The organism is Nocardia sp. bgisy134, assembly GCF_057708325.1.
This window is the reverse complement of sequence record NZ_JBYIRW010000001.1, coordinates 811,360-827,162: the sequence shown is the minus strand read 5'-3', so window position 1 is coordinate 827,162 and position 15,803 is coordinate 811,360. Positions and strand designations below refer to the sequence as shown.

The following is a 15,803-nucleotide window of genomic DNA, read 5'->3' as shown; positions in this document are numbered from 1 at the left end:
CTCGCCTTGTGCGCCACGCTCACGCCTTCCTGGTCGCCACACATTCCGACAGTGCGCCGCCGGGCCGCGATCCGCCCTGACGACACTTTTCAAGCTCATGTCAGGCCGTCCCGGCGGGCATCCGACTCCGCGCACGCGCCGCCTGAGAATGGCCTGAGTACTACGCAGCGTAGACCAAACCGGCGTCCTCATTGACGTCGGGTCGCATTCGACACTCCACAGGCGCGGGAGCGGGGGCGGCCACCGGCGCATCCGCGCAGGACAGGACGCGCGCAGCGCGCGGATCCCCCGCGTGCGGCATACTCGGACACAACATTTCGGCCGGCGGTGTGCGTGGCGCGCGCCGCAGCACCCCCAGCCATCCGGACGCCCGCCAGCCGGCGTCCCCCACCGGAGAAACGAGGTTGCCGACACCGTGTGCGGACTGCTCGGATTCCTGACATCTGACGCGGCGACATCCGACGTGGTCGACCAGGTCTACAACGCGCTGCACTGCATGCGCCACCGCGGCCCCGACGAGCGCGGCACCTGGCACGACGACCACCTGGTTCTGGGCTTCAACCGCCTCTCGATCATCGATATCGAGCACTCGCACCAGCCGCTGCGCTGGGGTCCCGCCGACAACCCCGAGCGCTACGCGCTGACCTTCAACGGCGAGATCTACAACTACATCGAGCTGCGCGAGGAACTGGCGGCGGCGCACGGCGCCGAGTTCCCGGACGGGAAGATGTTCGCCACCGAGGGCGACAGCGAGGCCATCGTGGCGGCCTTCCACTACTGGGGCGCCGAGGCGGTCCAGCGGCTGCGCGGCATGTTCGCCTTCGCGATCTGGGACACCGAGACCAGCGAGCTGTTCCTGGCCCGCGATCCGTTCGGCATCAAGCCGCTGTTCCTGGCCACCGGCCCCGGCGGCACCGCCTTCGGCAGCGAGAAGAAGAGCCTGCTCGACCTGCTGCCCGCGCTGCGGTCCTCCGACGAGCTTGACCCGCGCGCGCTGGAGCACTACACGGTGCTGCAATACGTGCCGGAGCCCGAGACGCTGCACAAGGGCATTCGGCGGCTGGAGTCGGGCACCTACGCGACGGTCCGCGCCGGCGAAGAGCCGAAGCTCACCCGCTACTTCCGGCCGGGCTTCCGGGTGCGCCCGTTCACGCCGGGTTCGGAATCCGCCCGCTACCGCGAGATCGCGGCAGCGCTCGAGGACTCGGTCGCCAAGCACATGCGCGCCGACGTGACCGTCGGGTCGTTCCTGTCGGGCGGCATCGACTCCACCGCGGTCGCGGCGCTCGCCATGCGGCACAACCCGAAGCTCATCACCTTCACCACCGGCTTCGAGCGCGAGGGCTACTCCGAGGTCGACGTGGCCGCCGAGAGCGCCGAGGCGATCGGCGCCCGCCACATCGTCAAGGTGGTCTCGCCCGCGGAATTCGCCGCCGCCATCCCCGAGATCGTCTGGTACCTGGACGACCCGGTGGCCGACCCGGCGCTGGTTCCGCTGTATTTCGTGGCCAAGGAGGCGCGCAAGCACGTCAAGGTCGTCCTCTCCGGCGAGGGCGCCGACGAGCTGTTCGGCGGATACACCATCTACCGGGAGCCGTTGTCGCTCGAGCCTTTCGAGTACCTGCCGAAGGGGCTGCGCAAGCTGGCGGGCAAGCTCTCCGACCGCATTCCGGACGGCACCCGCGGGAAGAGCCTGCTGCACCGCGGCTCGCTCACGCTGGAGGAGCGCTACTACGGCAACGCCCGCAGCTTCAACGACGCCCAGCTGCGCGCCGTGCTGCGCGAGTTCCGCCCGGAGTGGACCCATCAGGACGTCACCGCCCCGATCTACGCCCAGTCCCGCGGCTGGGACCCGGTGGCCCGCATGCAGCACCTGGACCTGTTCACCTGGCTGCGCGGCGACATCCTGGTCAAGGCCGACAAGATGACCATGGCCAACTCGCTCGAGCTGCGGGTGCCGTTCCTGGACTCCGAGGTGCTGAAGGTCGCCGAGCAGCTGCCCTTCGAGCAGAAGATCACCAAGGAGACCACCAAGTACGCGCTGCGCCAGGCGCTGGAGGGCATCGTGCCCCCGCACGTGCTGCACCGCGCCAAGCTCGGCTTCCCGGTCCCGCTGCGGCACTGGCTGCGCGGCACCGAGCTCTACGACTGGGCGCAGGTGCAGATCGCCGACTCGCAGACCGACCACCTGCTGGACAAGGCCGCCATCAAGACCATGCTCGACGACCATCGCGCCGGTCGGTCCGACCACAGCAGGCGGCTGTGGACGCTACTGGTCTTCATGGTCTGGCACGGCATCTTCGTCGAGGACCGGATCAAGCCGGAGATCCAGGAGCCGGTCTACCCGGTCTCGTTGTAAAGACCCGAATACGACTCGCCACCCCCGGCCGATCGGCCGGGGGTGGCGAGTCGTATTCGGTCGATCGATGCGGCGCTATCAGGCCTGAGCAGCGCGACAATGGGTGACGACCGATCCAGCTGATCAGCGAGGAGGTACAGGTCGTGACCATCGCGAAGGACGTCATGCGGCGAGGGGGTCAGTGGATCTCCGCGGAACAAACCGTGCAGAACGCGGCGTGGATGATGGCGGCACACGGCGTCGACGTCCTCGTCGTCGGCGACGACGAGAACGACCGCCTGTCCGGAGTCCTCACCTACCGCGCCATCGCGTTGAAGTGCGTGGCGGCGGGTCTGCCGCCGGATCGCACCACCGTGGGCGCCTTGTTCTCGGGCACGCCACGCTGGGTGGACTCGCGCGCCGACCTGCGCGAGGTCCTCGACGAGATGAACAGCCATCACCTGCGCCACATTCCGGTCGTCGAGGACCGCAGGCTGGTCGGGACGATCAGCGAGAACGACCTGGTCGATCACCTCGACTCCGCGCAGCTGGGCGAGTTCGTCCGCGCCCACGCCGCGGCCTGACGAGCCCGCGCGCGTCCTGTGCGGGCCGATCGAGGTTCCGCGCGCTTCGCCGACGCCATGGAGCCTCCGGTCAGATGGACCGAGGGCTCCGGTGACTACCGCGTCGCAACCGGCTCAGAGCAGCGGCTTGATCTCGGCCGCGGCCTCCGCGCCGTAGGCCGCGGTGAGGCGCTCGAGCGCCTCGTCCTTGTGGAGCGTCCACTCCTGGGTGCCCATGGTCTCCAGCACCAGCACCGCGACGAGCGATCCGAGCTGGGCGGAGCGCTCCAGGCTCAGTCCGGCGGTGTGGCCGGTCAGGAAGCCCGCGCGGAAGGCGTCGCCGACACCGGTCGGCTCGACCTTGGTGCGCTCGGGGACCACGCCGACGTGGACCTCGGTGCCGTCCTTGTCGACGATCTGCACGCCGTCGGCGCTCAGGGTGGTGACCCGGATGCCGACCCGCTTGGCGATCTCGTCTTCGCTCAGGCCGGTCTTCTGCAGTAGCAGCGCCCACTCGTACTTGTTGGTGAAAAGGTATGCGGCGCCGTCGATCAGGCGCACCGCCTGGTCGCCGTCCAGACGGGCGAGCTGCTGGGAGGGGTCGGCGGCGAACGGGATGCCGAGCTCGCGGCATTCCTCGGTGTGGCGCAGCATCGCCTCGGGGTCGTTGGCGCCGACGAGCACCAGATCCAGCTGCCTGGTCTCGGCCAGTTCGGCGACGGAGATGTCGCGGGCCTCGCTCATCGCGCCGGGGTAGAAGGACGCGATCTGGGCCATGTCGTCGTCGGTGGTGCAGACGAAGCGTGCGGTGTGCGCGCGATCGGAGACGTGGACCGTGGAGCAATCGACGCCGTGCCGCTCCAGCCAGGCGCGGTAGTCGGCGAAATCGGCGCCGACCGCGCCGACCAGCAGCGGCGTGCGATTCAGCACGCCCATGGCGTAGGCGATATTGCCCGCCACACCGCCGCGGCGGATCTGGAGATCGTCGACGAGGAAGCTCAGCGAAACATGATCGAGTTGATCGGCCAGGAGCACATCGGCGAACCGTCCAGGGAAACGCATGAGGTGGTCGGTCGCGATGGACGCGGACACGGCGATAGACACGAGGCTGGGCCCCTTCAACGGTAGGCGGCAGGCGGTGAGGGGAGATCGAAATCCCCGTTCCCACCGTAGCCGATCCACCGGGTGCTCCAGAGGCATCGACGCAATCGGCGCAGACCATCGACGGTCCGCGGTTGGACACAGCGGAGACGAAGAGGAGCCTTGTCAGCGCAGCTTGACATAGCCCGTCGACAGACTTCACACGACCAAAGGCCGCAGCGAAGGCGGCGGTCCGCCTGGTCGGCTCAGCCGAATACGGTCTGTCGACGGTCCGTGCGACCGGCGCAGGTACGCGAAGTCTGCGTGGCCGGGAGCAGGTCCGTCGACGGATCGCGCACGTCCAGCCGAGGCGCCAGGTATGTCCAGTCAGCCAGCCGCAGCGGGCCGACAATCGGTGTACGGCCGCGGAGGCGCAGATACGCCCGGTGGGCGCGGCCGTCCGTCGACAGCCGCGCATGGCCGGAGCGGAGCCGCAGGCCCGTATGTGCCAACGCAGCCGGACGGCAGGCTGCTAACCAGACCACGCACGGCCAGAGCGGAAGCACAGGTACGCCTGGTCGGGTTCAGCCGAATGCGGTCCGCCGACAGTCCGTGCGGGCGACGGTGCGGTCCGTGCGGCCGGGATGCCGTCCGTCAACAGATCGCGCACGGCCGGAGCCGAGGCGCGAGGTCATCCAGACAGCGCAGCCGCAGCTAGCCGACACTCCGTGTACGGCCGCAGAGGCGCAGATACGCCCGGTCGGCGCGGCCCGACGCAGTCGTCGACAGCCGCGCACGGCCCCTCAGCGGAGGTGGAGGTTACGCCTTGTGGCGGGTCAGTTGAAGGAGTCGCCGCAGGCGCAGGAACCCGTGGCGTTCGGGTTGTCGATGGTGAAACCCTGCTTCTCGATGGTGTCGACGAAGTCGATCGAGGCGCCCTGGACGTAGGGAGCGCTCATCCGGTCGACGGCCAGGGTGACGCCGCCGAAGTCGACGGTCAGGTCACCGTCGAGCGAGCGGTCGTCGAAGAAGAGCTGGTAGCGCAGGCCCGCACAACCACCGGGCTGCACCGCGATGCGCAGCGCCAGGTCGTCGCGGCCCTCCTGATCCAGCAGCGCCTTGGCCTTCGAGGCGGCGGCATCGGTCAGAGTCACACCGTGGGTGGTCGTCTCGTTCGGCACAGTCATGAACTCTCCTAAGGACAGCTGTGGTCAACCCGTGAACAGCGCACGGCTCGTGGAGTCAACACCACTCAGCGGGCTGCTATTCCCCATCTTGCCACTCGGCCCCTCGCGCGTTGACACAACCTCGGTGTTGCGCAGCCCTCCTTACGACCGCATTTCCGGCTGGCTGGCGCATCGAATAGCCTGGTTGCTGTGAAATTGTTCCGTCGCGGCGAGTCCAGCACCACCGACGCGACCGCCGACACCACGGCGGACGCGAACGGCGGCTCGACCGCCATCACCACCAAGACGACTCCCCCGGTCACCCCGGGCAAGGGCCGTCCCACCCCGAAACGTCGTGACGCGGAAGGCAAACGGCGCGGACCGGTCGCGCCCGCACCGCTGACCGCGAAGGAAGCGCGGGCGCGCCGCAAGGCCACCCGCGGCACCAAGGAGGAGCGCAAGGCCGCCAGTGCCGAGCGCAAGCTCGCCGTCCAGGATCGCAGGGCCCGGATGCTGGCGGGTGAGGACAAGTACCTCCTGCCGCGCGATCAGGGCCCGGTCCGCGCCTACGTGCGCGATCTCGTCGACGCCAGGCGCAACCTGGTCGGCCTGTTCATGCCGATGGCGCTGGTGCTGATCATGTCCATGTTCGCCGCACCCGGCCTGCAGACCATCGTGACGTTGGCCATGCTGGTGATGATGCTGTTCATGATCATCGAGGGCGTCATCCTCGGCCGGATCGTGAACAACCGGGTCCGTGAGCGGTTCCCCGACACCACCGACACCGGCTTCCGGCTCGGCTGGTACGCCTTCGTCCGCGCCTCGCAGATCCGCAAGATGCGGGCGCCGAAGCCGCGGGTCAGCGCAGGCGACGCGGTGTAGAAGTTCATCGGTCGCGAGCAGCGATCGATCCGAGAGTCCGAGTTCGGCCGTTCGTGGCACTTGCCACGGACGGCCGTTTCGCGTTTCAGCGGTGGTGCGAGAAGCGCATGGCGTTCAACTCGGCCCGCAGGCGCTGCGCGTCCCGGTCGGTCACGTGGGTGGATCCGGCGAGTCCGCGACCGCGAGCGAAGAAGAGGGATACGGCGACGATGACTGTCGCGAGGAGAAGGAGAGTCAGCATGGCAGAAATTTTGCGCTGACTTATTTTCCGCCGAAAGTGGCAGCGAAGACATTGTTCGCAAAAATCCGGCCAGGTACCCTCGGGGCATGCTGTCGAAGGTCGCCGTCGTGCTGTTCGAAAAGCTCGCCATGTTCGAGTTCGGCGTAGTCTGCGAGGTTTTCGGGCTCGACCGCACCGCCGATGGCCTGCCCGGCTTCGACTTCAAGGTCTGCGGGGCGGAACCGGGCAAGCCGCTACGTGCCACCACGCCCGGCGTGACGATCACCCCCGAGTTCGGACTGGAAGAACTCCTCGAGGCCGACCTGGTGGCGGTCCCCGCCGCCCCGGCCACCGCACTCTCGGATGGGCTGGACCCGCGGATCGTCGACGCCGTGCGCGGCGCTTCGGACGCCGGGGCGATCGTGCTCACCGTCTGCTCCGGCGCGTTCGTCGCGGGCGCGGCGGGCCTGCTCGACGGACGCAAATGCACCACGCACTGGCGCTACGTCGATCAGCTCGCCGAGCGCTACCCGTCCGCCACCGTCGACCCCGACGTGCTCTTCGTCGACGAGGGCAACCTCATCACCAGCGCGGGCACCGCCGCGGGCATCGACGCCTGCCTGCACCTGGTGCGCAGGGAGATCGGCAGCGCCGCGGCCAACGGCATCGCCCGCCGCATGGTCGTGCCGCCGCAGCGCGACGGCGGGCAACGGCAGTTCATCGAACGCCCGGTCCCCGCCTGCACCTCCGACAGCCTCTCGACGACCCTCCAGTGGATGGGCGAGAACCTCGACCTGCCGCACACCATCGACGAGCTGGCCGCGCGCTCTACGATGTCCACGCGCACCTTCGCCCGCCGCTTTGCCGCGGAGACCGGAACGACCCCGGTGAAATGGCTCACCAACCAGCGCGTCCTCTACGCCAAGCACCTGCTCGAAGAGACCGAACAGGGCCTCGAACAGATCGCCGCCCGCGCGGGCTTCGGCTCCGGCGCGCTGCTGCGCCACCACTTCCAGCGCCTGGTCGGCATCTCCCCTACCGAATACCGCCGACGCTTCGGTGCCGCCTCACCGACAGGCTGAGGAGCCCACCGGCCGGGGCTTCGGGCGAGAGACCGAGCAACACGGTTGGTTGGTAGCGTGCTGGCGTGTCGCAGGATTCCGGAACCGCGCGTCCGCCTCGGACGCTTGTGCTCGGCGGGGCTCGCTCGGGGAAGTCGGCGTTCGCGGAGAACCTCGCCGCGGCGACGGGGGAGGTTCGGTACGTGGCGACCTCGGTCCCCGATCCGGACGACCACGACTTCGCCGAACGCATCGCCCGGCATCGGGAGCGCCGCCCCGCCGGCTGGAGCGTGGTCGAAAGTGCCGACGCCGCAGCGGTTCTCGCCGATCCCGCACCCGAGGCCGCGACCTTGGTCGATGACATCGGCACCTGGCTGACCGCGCGTATCGACGCGCTCGACGCCTGGGATTCTCCGCGCGGCACCGTCGCCCCCAACACCGAAGCCCTGGTCTCCGCCGTCGCGGCATATCCGCACCGGCTGATCATCGTCAGCCCGGAGGTCGGCATGGGCGTCATCCCCGCGACCCGCTCCGGCCGCCTGTTCCGCGACGAGATCGGCGCCCTCAACCAGCGCCTCGCGCAGGCCTGCGACGAAGCGTTCCTCGTCGTCGCGGGTCTTCCCGTTCGGCTCAAGTAGCGGTACGCCCCGGAGAGGAATGGCGGCGAGCGCGTGTCGAACCGCCATGTCACTCCCGTCGAATCCATCCGACTCCGCCCGATAGGGAAACAGCGGTGGCGCGGGTCACGGCGGAGGCGGACGCCGAGGATCCGGGTGGGTGCGATACGGGCGACGCGTTCCGGGCAAGATTGGGCGTCGGAAGCACGTGCGGCGGACGCCGCCCGACCGGAGAGGCTCGACAGTGACACACGGATTCGGACCGGTTGCGCCCCCCGACCCGCGGATCCGCGCGGCCGCCGAACAGCGGCAGACGCAGCTGACCAAACCCGCTGGGGCGCTGGGCCGCCTGGAAACGCTGGGCAACTGGGTGGCCGCCTGCCAGGGTGTGTGTCCGCCGAAGCAGTTCGAGCGCGCCAGGGTCGTCGTCTTCGCCGGTGATCACGGCGTCGCGCGCTACGGTGTGTCAGCGTACCCGAGCGAGGTCACCGCGCAGATGGTCGCCAACTTCCTCGGCGGCGGCGCGGCGGTGAACGCGCTGGCCGCGGTCGCGGGCGCGAGCGTGCGGGTCGCCGACATCTCCGTCGACGCCGAGACCGATCCCGTCGTGAGCAAGCACAAGGTGCGCCGGTCGAGCGGTTCCATCGACCGCGAGGACGCGCTGAGCGAAGACGAGGTGCAGGCCGCCCTCGCCGCGGGCCGCGCCATCGCCGACGAAGAGATCGACGGCGGCGCCGACCTGCTCGTCGCGGGCGATATGGGCATCGGCAACACCACGCCCGCCACCGTGCTCATCGCCACGCTCACCGACACCGAGCCGGTCGTCGCGGTCGGGCGCGGCACCGGCGTGGACGACGCGGGCTGGTCTCGCAAGGTCGCGGCCATTCGCGACGCCATGCGCAGGGCCCGGCCGGTCGTCAAGGATCCGGTGGATCTGCTGCGCGTCGCCGCGGGCGCCGACATCGCCGCCATGACAGGGTTTCTCGCGCAGGCCGCGACCCGGCGCACGCCGGTGATCCTGGACGGCGTGGTGGTCACCGCGGCCGCGCTGGTCGCCGAGGATCTGGCCGCGGGCGCGAGCGCCTGGTGGCTGGCCGGACACCGCTCCACCGAACCCTCGCACAATCTGGCACTGAAGCAGCTGCGCCTGGAACCACTCGTCGATATGGGCATGCGTCTCGGCGAAGGCTCCGGCGCGCTCACCGCCCTGCCCATCCTGCGCGCCGCCGTCGCCGCGCTCGCCGAGATGGCCACCTTCGGTGAGGCGGGCGTCAGCACCGCCGACGACGCGGCCCCGGCCGCCCCGAACCTGACCAAATGACACCGGGCGCCGGGATCCGGCTGGCCGTCTCCTGGCTGACCGTGCTTCCGGTGCGCGGCCCGGACGAGGTCGATCGAGCCGCGGCGCGCCGCGCGATCGCGCTGGCGCCCGTCGTCGGCGTGCTGCTCGGTGCCGCCGCGGCCGCGTTGTTGTGGGCGCTGACCGGCGCGGGCGCGAGCGCACCGCTGGCCGGGCTGGTGACCGTGGCGGCGCTGGCGCTGCTCACCCGCGGCATGCACCTGGACGGCCTGTCCGACGCGATGGACGGGCTCGGCAGCTACGGGCCGCCCGAGCGCGCGCGGCAGATCATGAAGAGCGGCGGGGTCGGGCCGTTCGGCGTGGCCGCGCTGGTCTTCGCTATCGGCGCGCAATCGTTCGCCTTCGGCGCGCTGGCCGGCGCGGGACGGTGGTTCGCGGTGGCGCTGGCAGTCGCGACCGGGCGGGTTGTGGTCGTCCTCGCTTGTCGCCGCGGGGTGCCCGCCGCGCCGGGCGCCGCCTTCGGCGCGCTCGTGTCCGATACCCAGTCTCCGGTGACCGGTGTGGTGTGGGTGGTCGTCGCGCTGTGCTGCGGCGTCCTGGCGGTGCCGGATCACCCCTGGCTCGGGCCGGTCGCCGTCGCGGTGTCCGTGGCCGTCGCGATGGTGGCGGTCCGGCACATGGTGCGCAGGTTCGGGGGTCTGTCGGGCGACGTGCTCGGCGCGGCGATAGAGATTTCGATCACGTTTGCCGCGGCCGGACTCTCGCTCACCGGATAAATCGGAATATTGCCGTAACCCTCGGTATCACGTGGCGATATATATCGGGTTTCGACAGTGTATGAACTTCGTCTCCCTACTCTGCACCGAGAATGGGCGCACAAGGTTGCGGTGCGGTTCGCCCAGCACCGATTTCGCGCGGACCACGCCGAATCCCGGGCACGCGGCGATGCCGGGCCGCGTTCGCGCGCCATCTCCTCGTGCCGGGAAAATCGTTGGCGGACAATCGAAGTCGACGAACCGGCGAACTCGCCCTGCGCAAATCGTGACGAACGCAACACTCGGCGCCCCGCCGAAGGCGGCGACCGTACCCACTCGCCACCGGTTTGCGCACACCGTGATCCGACCCAACGGAATCTTTTCCGCACTGGCACACCAACCGTCTGGGTCAGGATCTAATGTGGGCGGTATGTCTTCCGAGCGCCTCTATTTTCGACAACTGCTGTCCGGGCAGGACTACGCCGTCGGTGATCCGATCGCGACGCAGATGCGAAATTTCGCCTACTTGATCGGTGATCGGGAGACGGGCGAATGCGTTGTGGTCGATCCGGCCTACGCCGCGGGCGATCTGGTGGACATCGCCGAGGCCGATGGGCTGCGCCTCACCGGAGTCCTCGCCACCCACCACCACCCCGACCACGTCGGCGGCACCATGCTCGGTTTCACCCTGCGCGGCGTGCGCGAACTGCTGGAGAAGACCAGTGTCCCCGTGCACGTGAACGATCAGGAACTGTCCTGGGTCGCCAACGTCACCGGCATCGCGCCCAGCGAACTCACCGGCCACGAGCACGGCGACAAGGTCGCGGTCGGCGCCTTCGAGATCGAGTTATTACACACCCCGGGGCACACCCCGGGCAGCCAGTGCTTCCTGTTCGACAATCGCCTCATCGCGGGCGACACCCTGTTCGTCGACGGCTGCGGTCGCACCGACTTCCCCGGCGGCGACTCCGACGAAATGTTCCGCAGCCTGCGCTATCTCGCCGGACTTCAGGGCGACCCGGTCGTCTACCCGGGCCACTGGTACTCGCACGAACCCAGCGCGGCGCTGTCGTCGATCCGCGACAACAACTACGTCATGCGGCCGCAGACACTCGAGCAGTGGCAGATGCTGATGCCGGGCTGAGCATCCGCCCAGCGATCGATCGGGCGTCCTCGACTGCCCACGCCGACCGGTGCCGCCTGTCGAACACGGGACGACGACCGAGATCGGACCCGGCGAGCAAGGCGGTCGGCTTCGTCGCACCGGCGCCCGTCGAACACGAGACGCCGATAGTCGATCCGGCGGAGCGGGCGGTCCGCTTCGTCTCAGCGATGGAACTCCAGCGCAGGCCGACCGTCCCGTTCGGCCTGGACGGCCACCCAATCCGTCCCGGCGCCGCACAGATAACCGCGGTACCGCTGGAGCTCCCGGCCGGATTCCCGGTCGAAGACGACGGTGACGTACCCACCCTCCGCCGTGAGGAAGCCGCCGACCACAACCCGGTCACCCGCGATGATCGTGCGCCGCTGCCTCATCGCCGTCGACTCGAAGCCCGGATCCGGAACAGTCCACTTCATCGCGCCGGTCTCGATGTCGAACAACGACAGCGCACCCTGATCGGCGAACTCGCTGAACAGCAGTGATCGGTCGTCGCCGTCCAGCGGGCTACCCGTGCCCGAGCCGGTCCACACCGTCGTTCCGGTGGCGAGGTCGAACAGTTGCGGCGCACCGGAATCGGTGACCGCCGCGATGCGGGTGCCCGCGCCGACGAACTGGGTCCCGAAGTCCGGGCCGAGCATGTTCTGACACTCGCCGTTCTTGCGGCGGCCACTGTAGACCGCGCCGCTGTAGCGTTCGGCGCCGCCGCGCGCGTCGGTCGCGGTGATCGCGACGCGGCACTCATCGCTGCCGGACGAGGCGTGATGATCGGTGATCACCAGGAGGTCGCCCGCAGCGAGGTTGTACCAGGCGTGGTGCTCGGCCCGGCCCGGGAGGACGGTTCCCTTCGCCGCCTCGACAAGCGCCCACGGGCGCTCCGCTGCGGAGGCTGGGTCCTCCACGGCGATGGCCACCAGCGCCGGTTCGGCGGGGGCACGACGGTGCCAGACGCCGACGGTGTCGCCGTCGACCGATCCCCGAGCCGGCGCGGGCCACGTCGGCGCTCCGGATCGGATGTCGAGCCGCAGGGAGGTGCAGTCGTCGCGGCCGCGCGCGCACTCGACCATGTAGATCGCTTTGTCGAAGACCACAACGTCATCGGCGCTCGCCTGCCACAGCGTCCGGCCATCGGCGGCCTCGATGACCTCCACCAGCGCCGGTTCGCTGGGTTTGCCCTCGTTCTCCAGGAAAACGACGGTGTCACCGCTCACCGCGTAGGAGTAGTCGCTCGGTTTCGTCTTCGGCACTCTTCGCCACAGCTCACGACCGGTGGCGCGGTCCACAGCGACCAGCGCTTCTTCGCTCGAAACCAGGACAGCACTGCCCGCCACCGAGATCCACGAGTCCGCCGAATGGTCGAAGTCCAGACCGGCTTTCGACCACGTCGGCTCGGGGTTGGCGGGATGCCCGGTAGTCGTCGCCGGAGTAGCGGCGGACGTGGTGGTGCGAACTACGTTGTCCGGCACCGAAGTTCCACCACTACAGGCCGAAACACCCAGGGCTGCCGACAAGATTCCGGCCGCGATCGATGTACGCACTGCGTCCCCCCAACTTTCCCGGCTGTCCGACAGCCGAGGCTACGGCCCGCCCACGCCCAAGGGCGGGCCAGTCTCACATACCGCGCATCCAGCCGTGCTTGTCTTCGAAGGTGCCGCGCTGGATACCGGTGAGCGTGTCGCGCAGCGCCATGGTGACCGCGCCGGGTTCGCCGCCGCCGATGGTGAATTCGCCCTCGGTGGAGCGCACCCAGCCGACGGGGGTGATCACGGCGGCGGTGCCGCAGGCGAAAACCTCGCTGATCTCACCGCTTTCGGCGCCCTTGCGCCACTCCTCCACCGAAACCTTGCGCTCCTCCACGGGGTAACCCGAGTCGGCGGCGAGGGTGAGCAGCGAATCGCGGGTGATGCCCGGCAGCAGCGAGCCCGACAGTTCGGGAGTCACCAGCCGCGCCTCGGAACCGGAGCCGAAGACGAAGAACAGGTTGTTGGTGCCCATCTCCTCGACGTAGCGGCGCTCGCAGGCGTCCAGCCACACCACCTGGTCGCAGCCCTTTTCGGAGGCCTGCGCCTGGGCGAGCAGCGAGGCGGCGTAGTTGCCCGCCACCTTGGCCTCGCCGGTGCCGCCGGGCGCGGCCCGCACGTACTCGGTGGACAGCCACACCCGCACCGGCTTCACGCCGCGCGGGAAGTACGCTCCCGCGGGCGAACCCAGCAGCAGGTACTTGTAGGAGGCGGCGGGCTTCACACCCAGGCCCGCCTCGGTGGCGAACATGAAGGGCCGCAGGTAGAGCGAGTCCTCGCCGCCCGCGGCGGGCACCCAGCGCTCGTCCACTTCGAGCAACTGGCGCACCGACTCGATGAACAGCTCCTCCGGCAGCTCGGCCATCGCCATACGCCGCGCCGACTTACGGAAACGGGTCGCGTTCGCGTCGATCCGGAAACAGGAGACGCTGCCGTCGCTCTGCCGGTACGCCTTGAGACCCTCGAAGATGGCCTGGCCGTAGTGGAAGACCATGGTGGCCGGGTCCAGCGCCAGTGGACCGTACGGCTCGACTCGCGCATTGCTCCAGCCTTCGCCCGCGGTGTAGTCGATCGACACCATGTGATCGGTGAAGAACCGGCCGAACCCCGGCGCCGCCAGAATCTCCTGTACCCGCTGCGCCGGCGCGGGCGCAGGATGCGGAACATGGGCGAACTGTGCGGCAACGGTCATGCAGGTGATCCTATCGGTGCCGGATTTCCTTCCGTCCACCTGTCGGGAAACGACTCGGCGACCGCGCGGCGCCGCCGCCGAGTGACCACGTTCCGATCCAGCGCGCCGGACTCGACAGCCCGCGGCGGACGCGATACCCAGCGGCTCAGGCGGTGCGCGCCTGGACGAACGGCGGCTTGACGATCTCGCAGCGCAACCGTCGGCCGCGCACGTCCACCTCGACCTCGTTGCCCGGCTCGAGGTCGGCGTCGGTGTCGAGCAGGGCGAGCGCGATGCCGACCTTGAGCGTCGGCGAGAAAGTGCCCGAGGTGGTCTCGCCGACGGGTTCGCCGTCGCGCAGCACCGACTGGCCCTGACGAAGCACGCCACGGTCGAGCGCCTTGAGCCCCAACAGGGTTCGCCGCGGTCCCGCCGACTTCTCCTTCTCCAGTGCGGCTTTGCCCCAGAACTCCGGCTTCTTCCAGCCGACCGCCCAGCCCGCCCGCGCCTGCACCGGCGAGATCTCCAGCGACAGTTCGTGCCCGTGCAGCGGGTAACCCATCTCGGTGCGCAGGGTGTCGCGCGCGCCGAGACCGGCGGGCTGGCCGCCCGCGGCCTCGACCTGCTCGGCGAGCGCGCGAAACACCGCCGCGGCGTCGGCCCAGCGCGGCAGCAGCTCGTAGCCGTGCTCACCGGTGTAGCCGGTGCGGCAGACCCGGACCGGACGCCCGTCCCATTCGGCGTCGGCGTAGGCCATGTACTCCATCTCGGTGGGCAAGCCCAGCGCGGTGAGCACCTCGGTCGAGCGCGGGCCCTGCACCGCGAACACCGCGTACTCCCGGTGCTCGTCGGTGATTGTGATGCCCTCGGGGGCCGCCGCGCGCAGAGCCGCGACCACCGCCGCGGTATTCGCCGCGTTCGGCACGAGGAAGATCTCGTCGTCACTGACGTAATAGGCGATCAGGTCGTCGATCACGCCGCCCTCGGGCGTACAGCAGAGCGTGTACTGCGCCTTGCCGGGACGGATCCGGCCGAGATCGTTGGTGAGCGCGGCATTCACGAACGCCACCGCGCCCGGCCCGGCGACCGTCGCTTTGCCGAGATGACTCACGTCGAACAGACCGACGGCGGTGCGCACCGCCTGGTGCTCCCCGACCGTGCCCGCGTACGAGACCGGCATCTCCCACCCGCCGAACGGCGCGAACGTCGCGCCCAGTTCGACATGGACATCGTGGATCGGGCCTTGCAGCAGGTTCGTCTCGGTCACCCGGCGAGCTTAACCGCTGCACGGGGCGGTAGGGCCGCGGTACGGGCGCCCGCACGACGACGTCGTTGCGCGGCGGCCCGGCGCAGCACCGCTTGTCCGGATCGATCCGATCCGAGGCGTCAGCCGCAGAACCACAGCCGAAGTGGGCCCGTTGTCGGGCAACGTGTGTCGCGCGGCCTCCCTGCGCACCGCAGCTCGGCCGGACCGGTCCACCAGTCACATCAGCCGCGGAACCACATCCGAATGAGGGGCAGGCGAATCGTCAGGCACCGCGCGCCGTGCGACGTCCCGGCGCACTGCCGCTCGTCCGGACCGGTCGTCCGGCGCGTCAACATCCGAATGAGAGTGGGCCCGTCGTCGGGCAACGCGTGCTGCGCGGGCTCCCGGCGCACCGCCACTCGAGCGGACCGGTCGTCCGGCGCGTCAGCAGCGGAACAACATCCGAATGAGAGTGGGCCCGTCGTCGGGCAACGCGTGCTGCGCGGGCTCCCGGCGCACCGCCACTCGAGCGGACCGGTCTAACCGTTACGTCAGCCGCGAAACCACAGCCGAAAGGGCAGACGCATCGTTGGGCACCGCGCGCCGCGCGGCCTCCCGGCGCACCGCCACTCGACCGGACTGGCCAGTTCCGAGGCGTCAGCCGCAGCACCGCAGCCAGATGGGCCCGTCGTCGGGCAACGCGCGACGTCCCGGCGACTGCCGCT

Annotated in this window: 14 protein-coding genes; 8 read left to right on the top strand and 6 right to left on the bottom strand. The window is 69.7% G+C overall.

Annotated features, from left to right (window positions below; genetic code table 11):
- Nucleotides 1–415 precede the first annotated feature (415 nt).
- Both asnB and AC3ERS_RS03680 read left to right on the top strand, forming a co-directional pair.
- A complete protein-coding gene (gene asnB / locus AC3ERS_RS03685; protein ID WP_431963420.1) occupies nucleotides 416–2,359 on the top strand; it encodes an asparagine synthase (glutamine-hydrolyzing) in 1,944 nt (647 codons plus the stop codon).
- A 143-nt stretch (nucleotides 2,360–2,502) separates the two neighbouring features.
- Entirely contained in the window at nucleotides 2,503–2,922 is a 420-nt protein-coding gene (locus AC3ERS_RS03680) for a CBS domain-containing protein (protein ID WP_431963418.1), read from the top strand.
- Between the two features lie 114 nt (nucleotides 2,923–3,036).
- Here AC3ERS_RS03680 and AC3ERS_RS03675 read toward each other — a convergent pair whose 3' ends face one another.
- Nucleotides 3,037–4,005 (bottom strand): carbohydrate kinase family protein, encoded by a 969-nt coding sequence (locus AC3ERS_RS03675; protein ID WP_431963416.1) that lies wholly within the window; start codon nucleotides 4,003–4,005, stop codon nucleotides 3,037–3,039.
- Between the two features lie 812 nt (nucleotides 4,006–4,817).
- Entirely contained in the window at nucleotides 4,818–5,168 is a 351-nt protein-coding gene (locus AC3ERS_RS03670) for a HesB/IscA family protein (protein ID WP_067785873.1), read from the bottom strand.
- Between the two features lie 189 nt (nucleotides 5,169–5,357).
- Here AC3ERS_RS03670 and AC3ERS_RS03665 point away from each other — a divergent pair, with 189 nt between their 5' ends.
- The gene (locus AC3ERS_RS03665) at nucleotides 5,358–6,029 is read left to right on the top strand and encodes a DUF3043 domain-containing protein (protein WP_431963414.1); all 672 of its coding nucleotides are present in this window, start codon (nucleotides 5,358–5,360) and stop codon (nucleotides 6,027–6,029) included.
- A gap of 85 nt (nucleotides 6,030–6,114) precedes the next feature.
- On the opposite strand, the gene AC3ERS_RS03660 is transcribed toward AC3ERS_RS03665, so the two are convergent.
- Entirely contained in the window at nucleotides 6,115–6,270 is a 156-nt protein-coding gene (locus tag AC3ERS_RS03660) for a hypothetical protein (protein ID WP_431963412.1), read from the bottom strand.
- A gap of 86 nt (nucleotides 6,271–6,356) precedes the next feature.
- On the opposite strand from AC3ERS_RS03660, the gene AC3ERS_RS03655 reads away from it, so the two are divergent.
- The 5 genes from AC3ERS_RS03655 to AC3ERS_RS03635 all read left to right on the top strand — a co-directional run bounded on the left by AC3ERS_RS03655 (nucleotide 6,357) and on the right by AC3ERS_RS03635 (nucleotide 11,126).
- Nucleotides 6,357–7,331 (top strand): helix-turn-helix domain-containing protein, encoded by a 975-nt coding sequence (locus tag AC3ERS_RS03655; RefSeq protein ID WP_431963410.1) that lies wholly within the window; start codon nucleotides 6,357–6,359, stop codon nucleotides 7,329–7,331.
- 65 nt (nucleotides 7,332–7,396) lie between these two features.
- Nucleotides 7,397–7,948, top strand: coding sequence for a bifunctional adenosylcobinamide kinase/adenosylcobinamide-phosphate guanylyltransferase (gene cobU, locus AC3ERS_RS03650; RefSeq protein WP_431963408.1), 552 nt, complete (start codon nucleotides 7,397–7,399; stop codon nucleotides 7,946–7,948).
- A 223-nt stretch (nucleotides 7,949–8,171) separates the two neighbouring features.
- Nucleotides 8,172–9,248 carry a nicotinate-nucleotide--dimethylbenzimidazole phosphoribosyltransferase gene (cobT, locus tag AC3ERS_RS03645; RefSeq protein ID WP_431963406.1) on the top strand — a complete coding sequence of 359 codons (1,077 nt, stop codon included), beginning with the start codon at nucleotides 8,172–8,174 and terminating at the stop codon, nucleotides 9,246–9,248.
- Nucleotides 9,245–10,003, top strand: coding sequence for an adenosylcobinamide-GDP ribazoletransferase (locus AC3ERS_RS03640; RefSeq protein ID WP_431963404.1), 759 nt, complete (start codon nucleotides 9,245–9,247; stop codon nucleotides 10,001–10,003). The genes cobT and AC3ERS_RS03640 overlap by 4 nt, the downstream gene beginning before the upstream one ends.
- Before the next feature lie 409 nt (nucleotides 10,004–10,412).
- Nucleotides 10,413–11,126: an MBL fold metallo-hydrolase gene (locus AC3ERS_RS03635; RefSeq protein WP_431963402.1), complete on the top strand. Its 714-nt coding sequence runs from the start codon at nucleotides 10,413–10,415 to the stop codon at nucleotides 11,124–11,126.
- A 182-nt stretch (nucleotides 11,127–11,308) separates the two neighbouring features.
- Here AC3ERS_RS03635 and AC3ERS_RS03630 read toward each other — a convergent pair whose 3' ends face one another.
- The 3 genes from AC3ERS_RS03630 to gcvT all read right to left on the bottom strand — a co-directional run bounded on the left by AC3ERS_RS03630 (nucleotide 11,309) and on the right by gcvT (nucleotide 15,099).
- A complete protein-coding gene (locus tag AC3ERS_RS03630) occupies nucleotides 11,309–12,607 on the bottom strand; it encodes an outer membrane protein assembly factor BamB family protein (protein ID WP_431963400.1) in 1,299 nt (432 codons plus the stop codon).
- A gap of 145 nt (nucleotides 12,608–12,752) precedes the next feature.
- Nucleotides 12,753–13,853 carry a branched-chain amino acid aminotransferase gene (locus tag AC3ERS_RS03625; RefSeq protein WP_431963398.1) on the bottom strand — a complete coding sequence of 367 codons (1,101 nt, stop codon included), beginning with the start codon at nucleotides 13,851–13,853 and terminating at the stop codon, nucleotides 12,753–12,755.
- 145 nt (nucleotides 13,854–13,998) lie between these two features.
- Nucleotides 13,999–15,099 carry a glycine cleavage system aminomethyltransferase GcvT gene (gene gcvT / locus AC3ERS_RS03620; protein WP_431963396.1) on the bottom strand — a complete coding sequence of 367 codons (1,101 nt, stop codon included), beginning with the start codon at nucleotides 15,097–15,099 and terminating at the stop codon, nucleotides 13,999–14,001.
- Nucleotides 15,100–15,803 lie beyond the last annotated feature (704 nt).

Coding starts and splice junctions, on each gene's coding strand:
- AC3ERS_RS03670 (WP_067785873.1), bottom strand. CDS start 5,168: ATGACTGTGCCGAACGAGACGACCACCCACGGTGTGACTCTGACCGAT.
- AC3ERS_RS03660 (WP_431963412.1), bottom strand. CDS start 6,270: ATGCTGACTCTCCTTCTCCTCGCGACAGTCATCGTCGCCGTATCCCTC.
- AC3ERS_RS03655 (WP_431963410.1), top strand. CDS start 6,357: ATGCTGTCGAAGGTCGCCGTCGTGCTGTTCGAAAAGCTCGCCATGTTC.
- AC3ERS_RS03640 (WP_431963404.1), top strand. CDS start 9,245: ATGACACCGGGCGCCGGGATCCGGCTGGCCGTCTCCTGGCTGACCGTG.
- AC3ERS_RS03635 (WP_431963402.1), top strand. CDS start 10,413: ATGTCTTCCGAGCGCCTCTATTTTCGACAACTGCTGTCCGGGCAGGAC.
- AC3ERS_RS03625 (WP_431963398.1), bottom strand. CDS start 13,853: ATGACCGTTGCCGCACAGTTCGCCCATGTTCCGCATCCTGCGCCCGCG.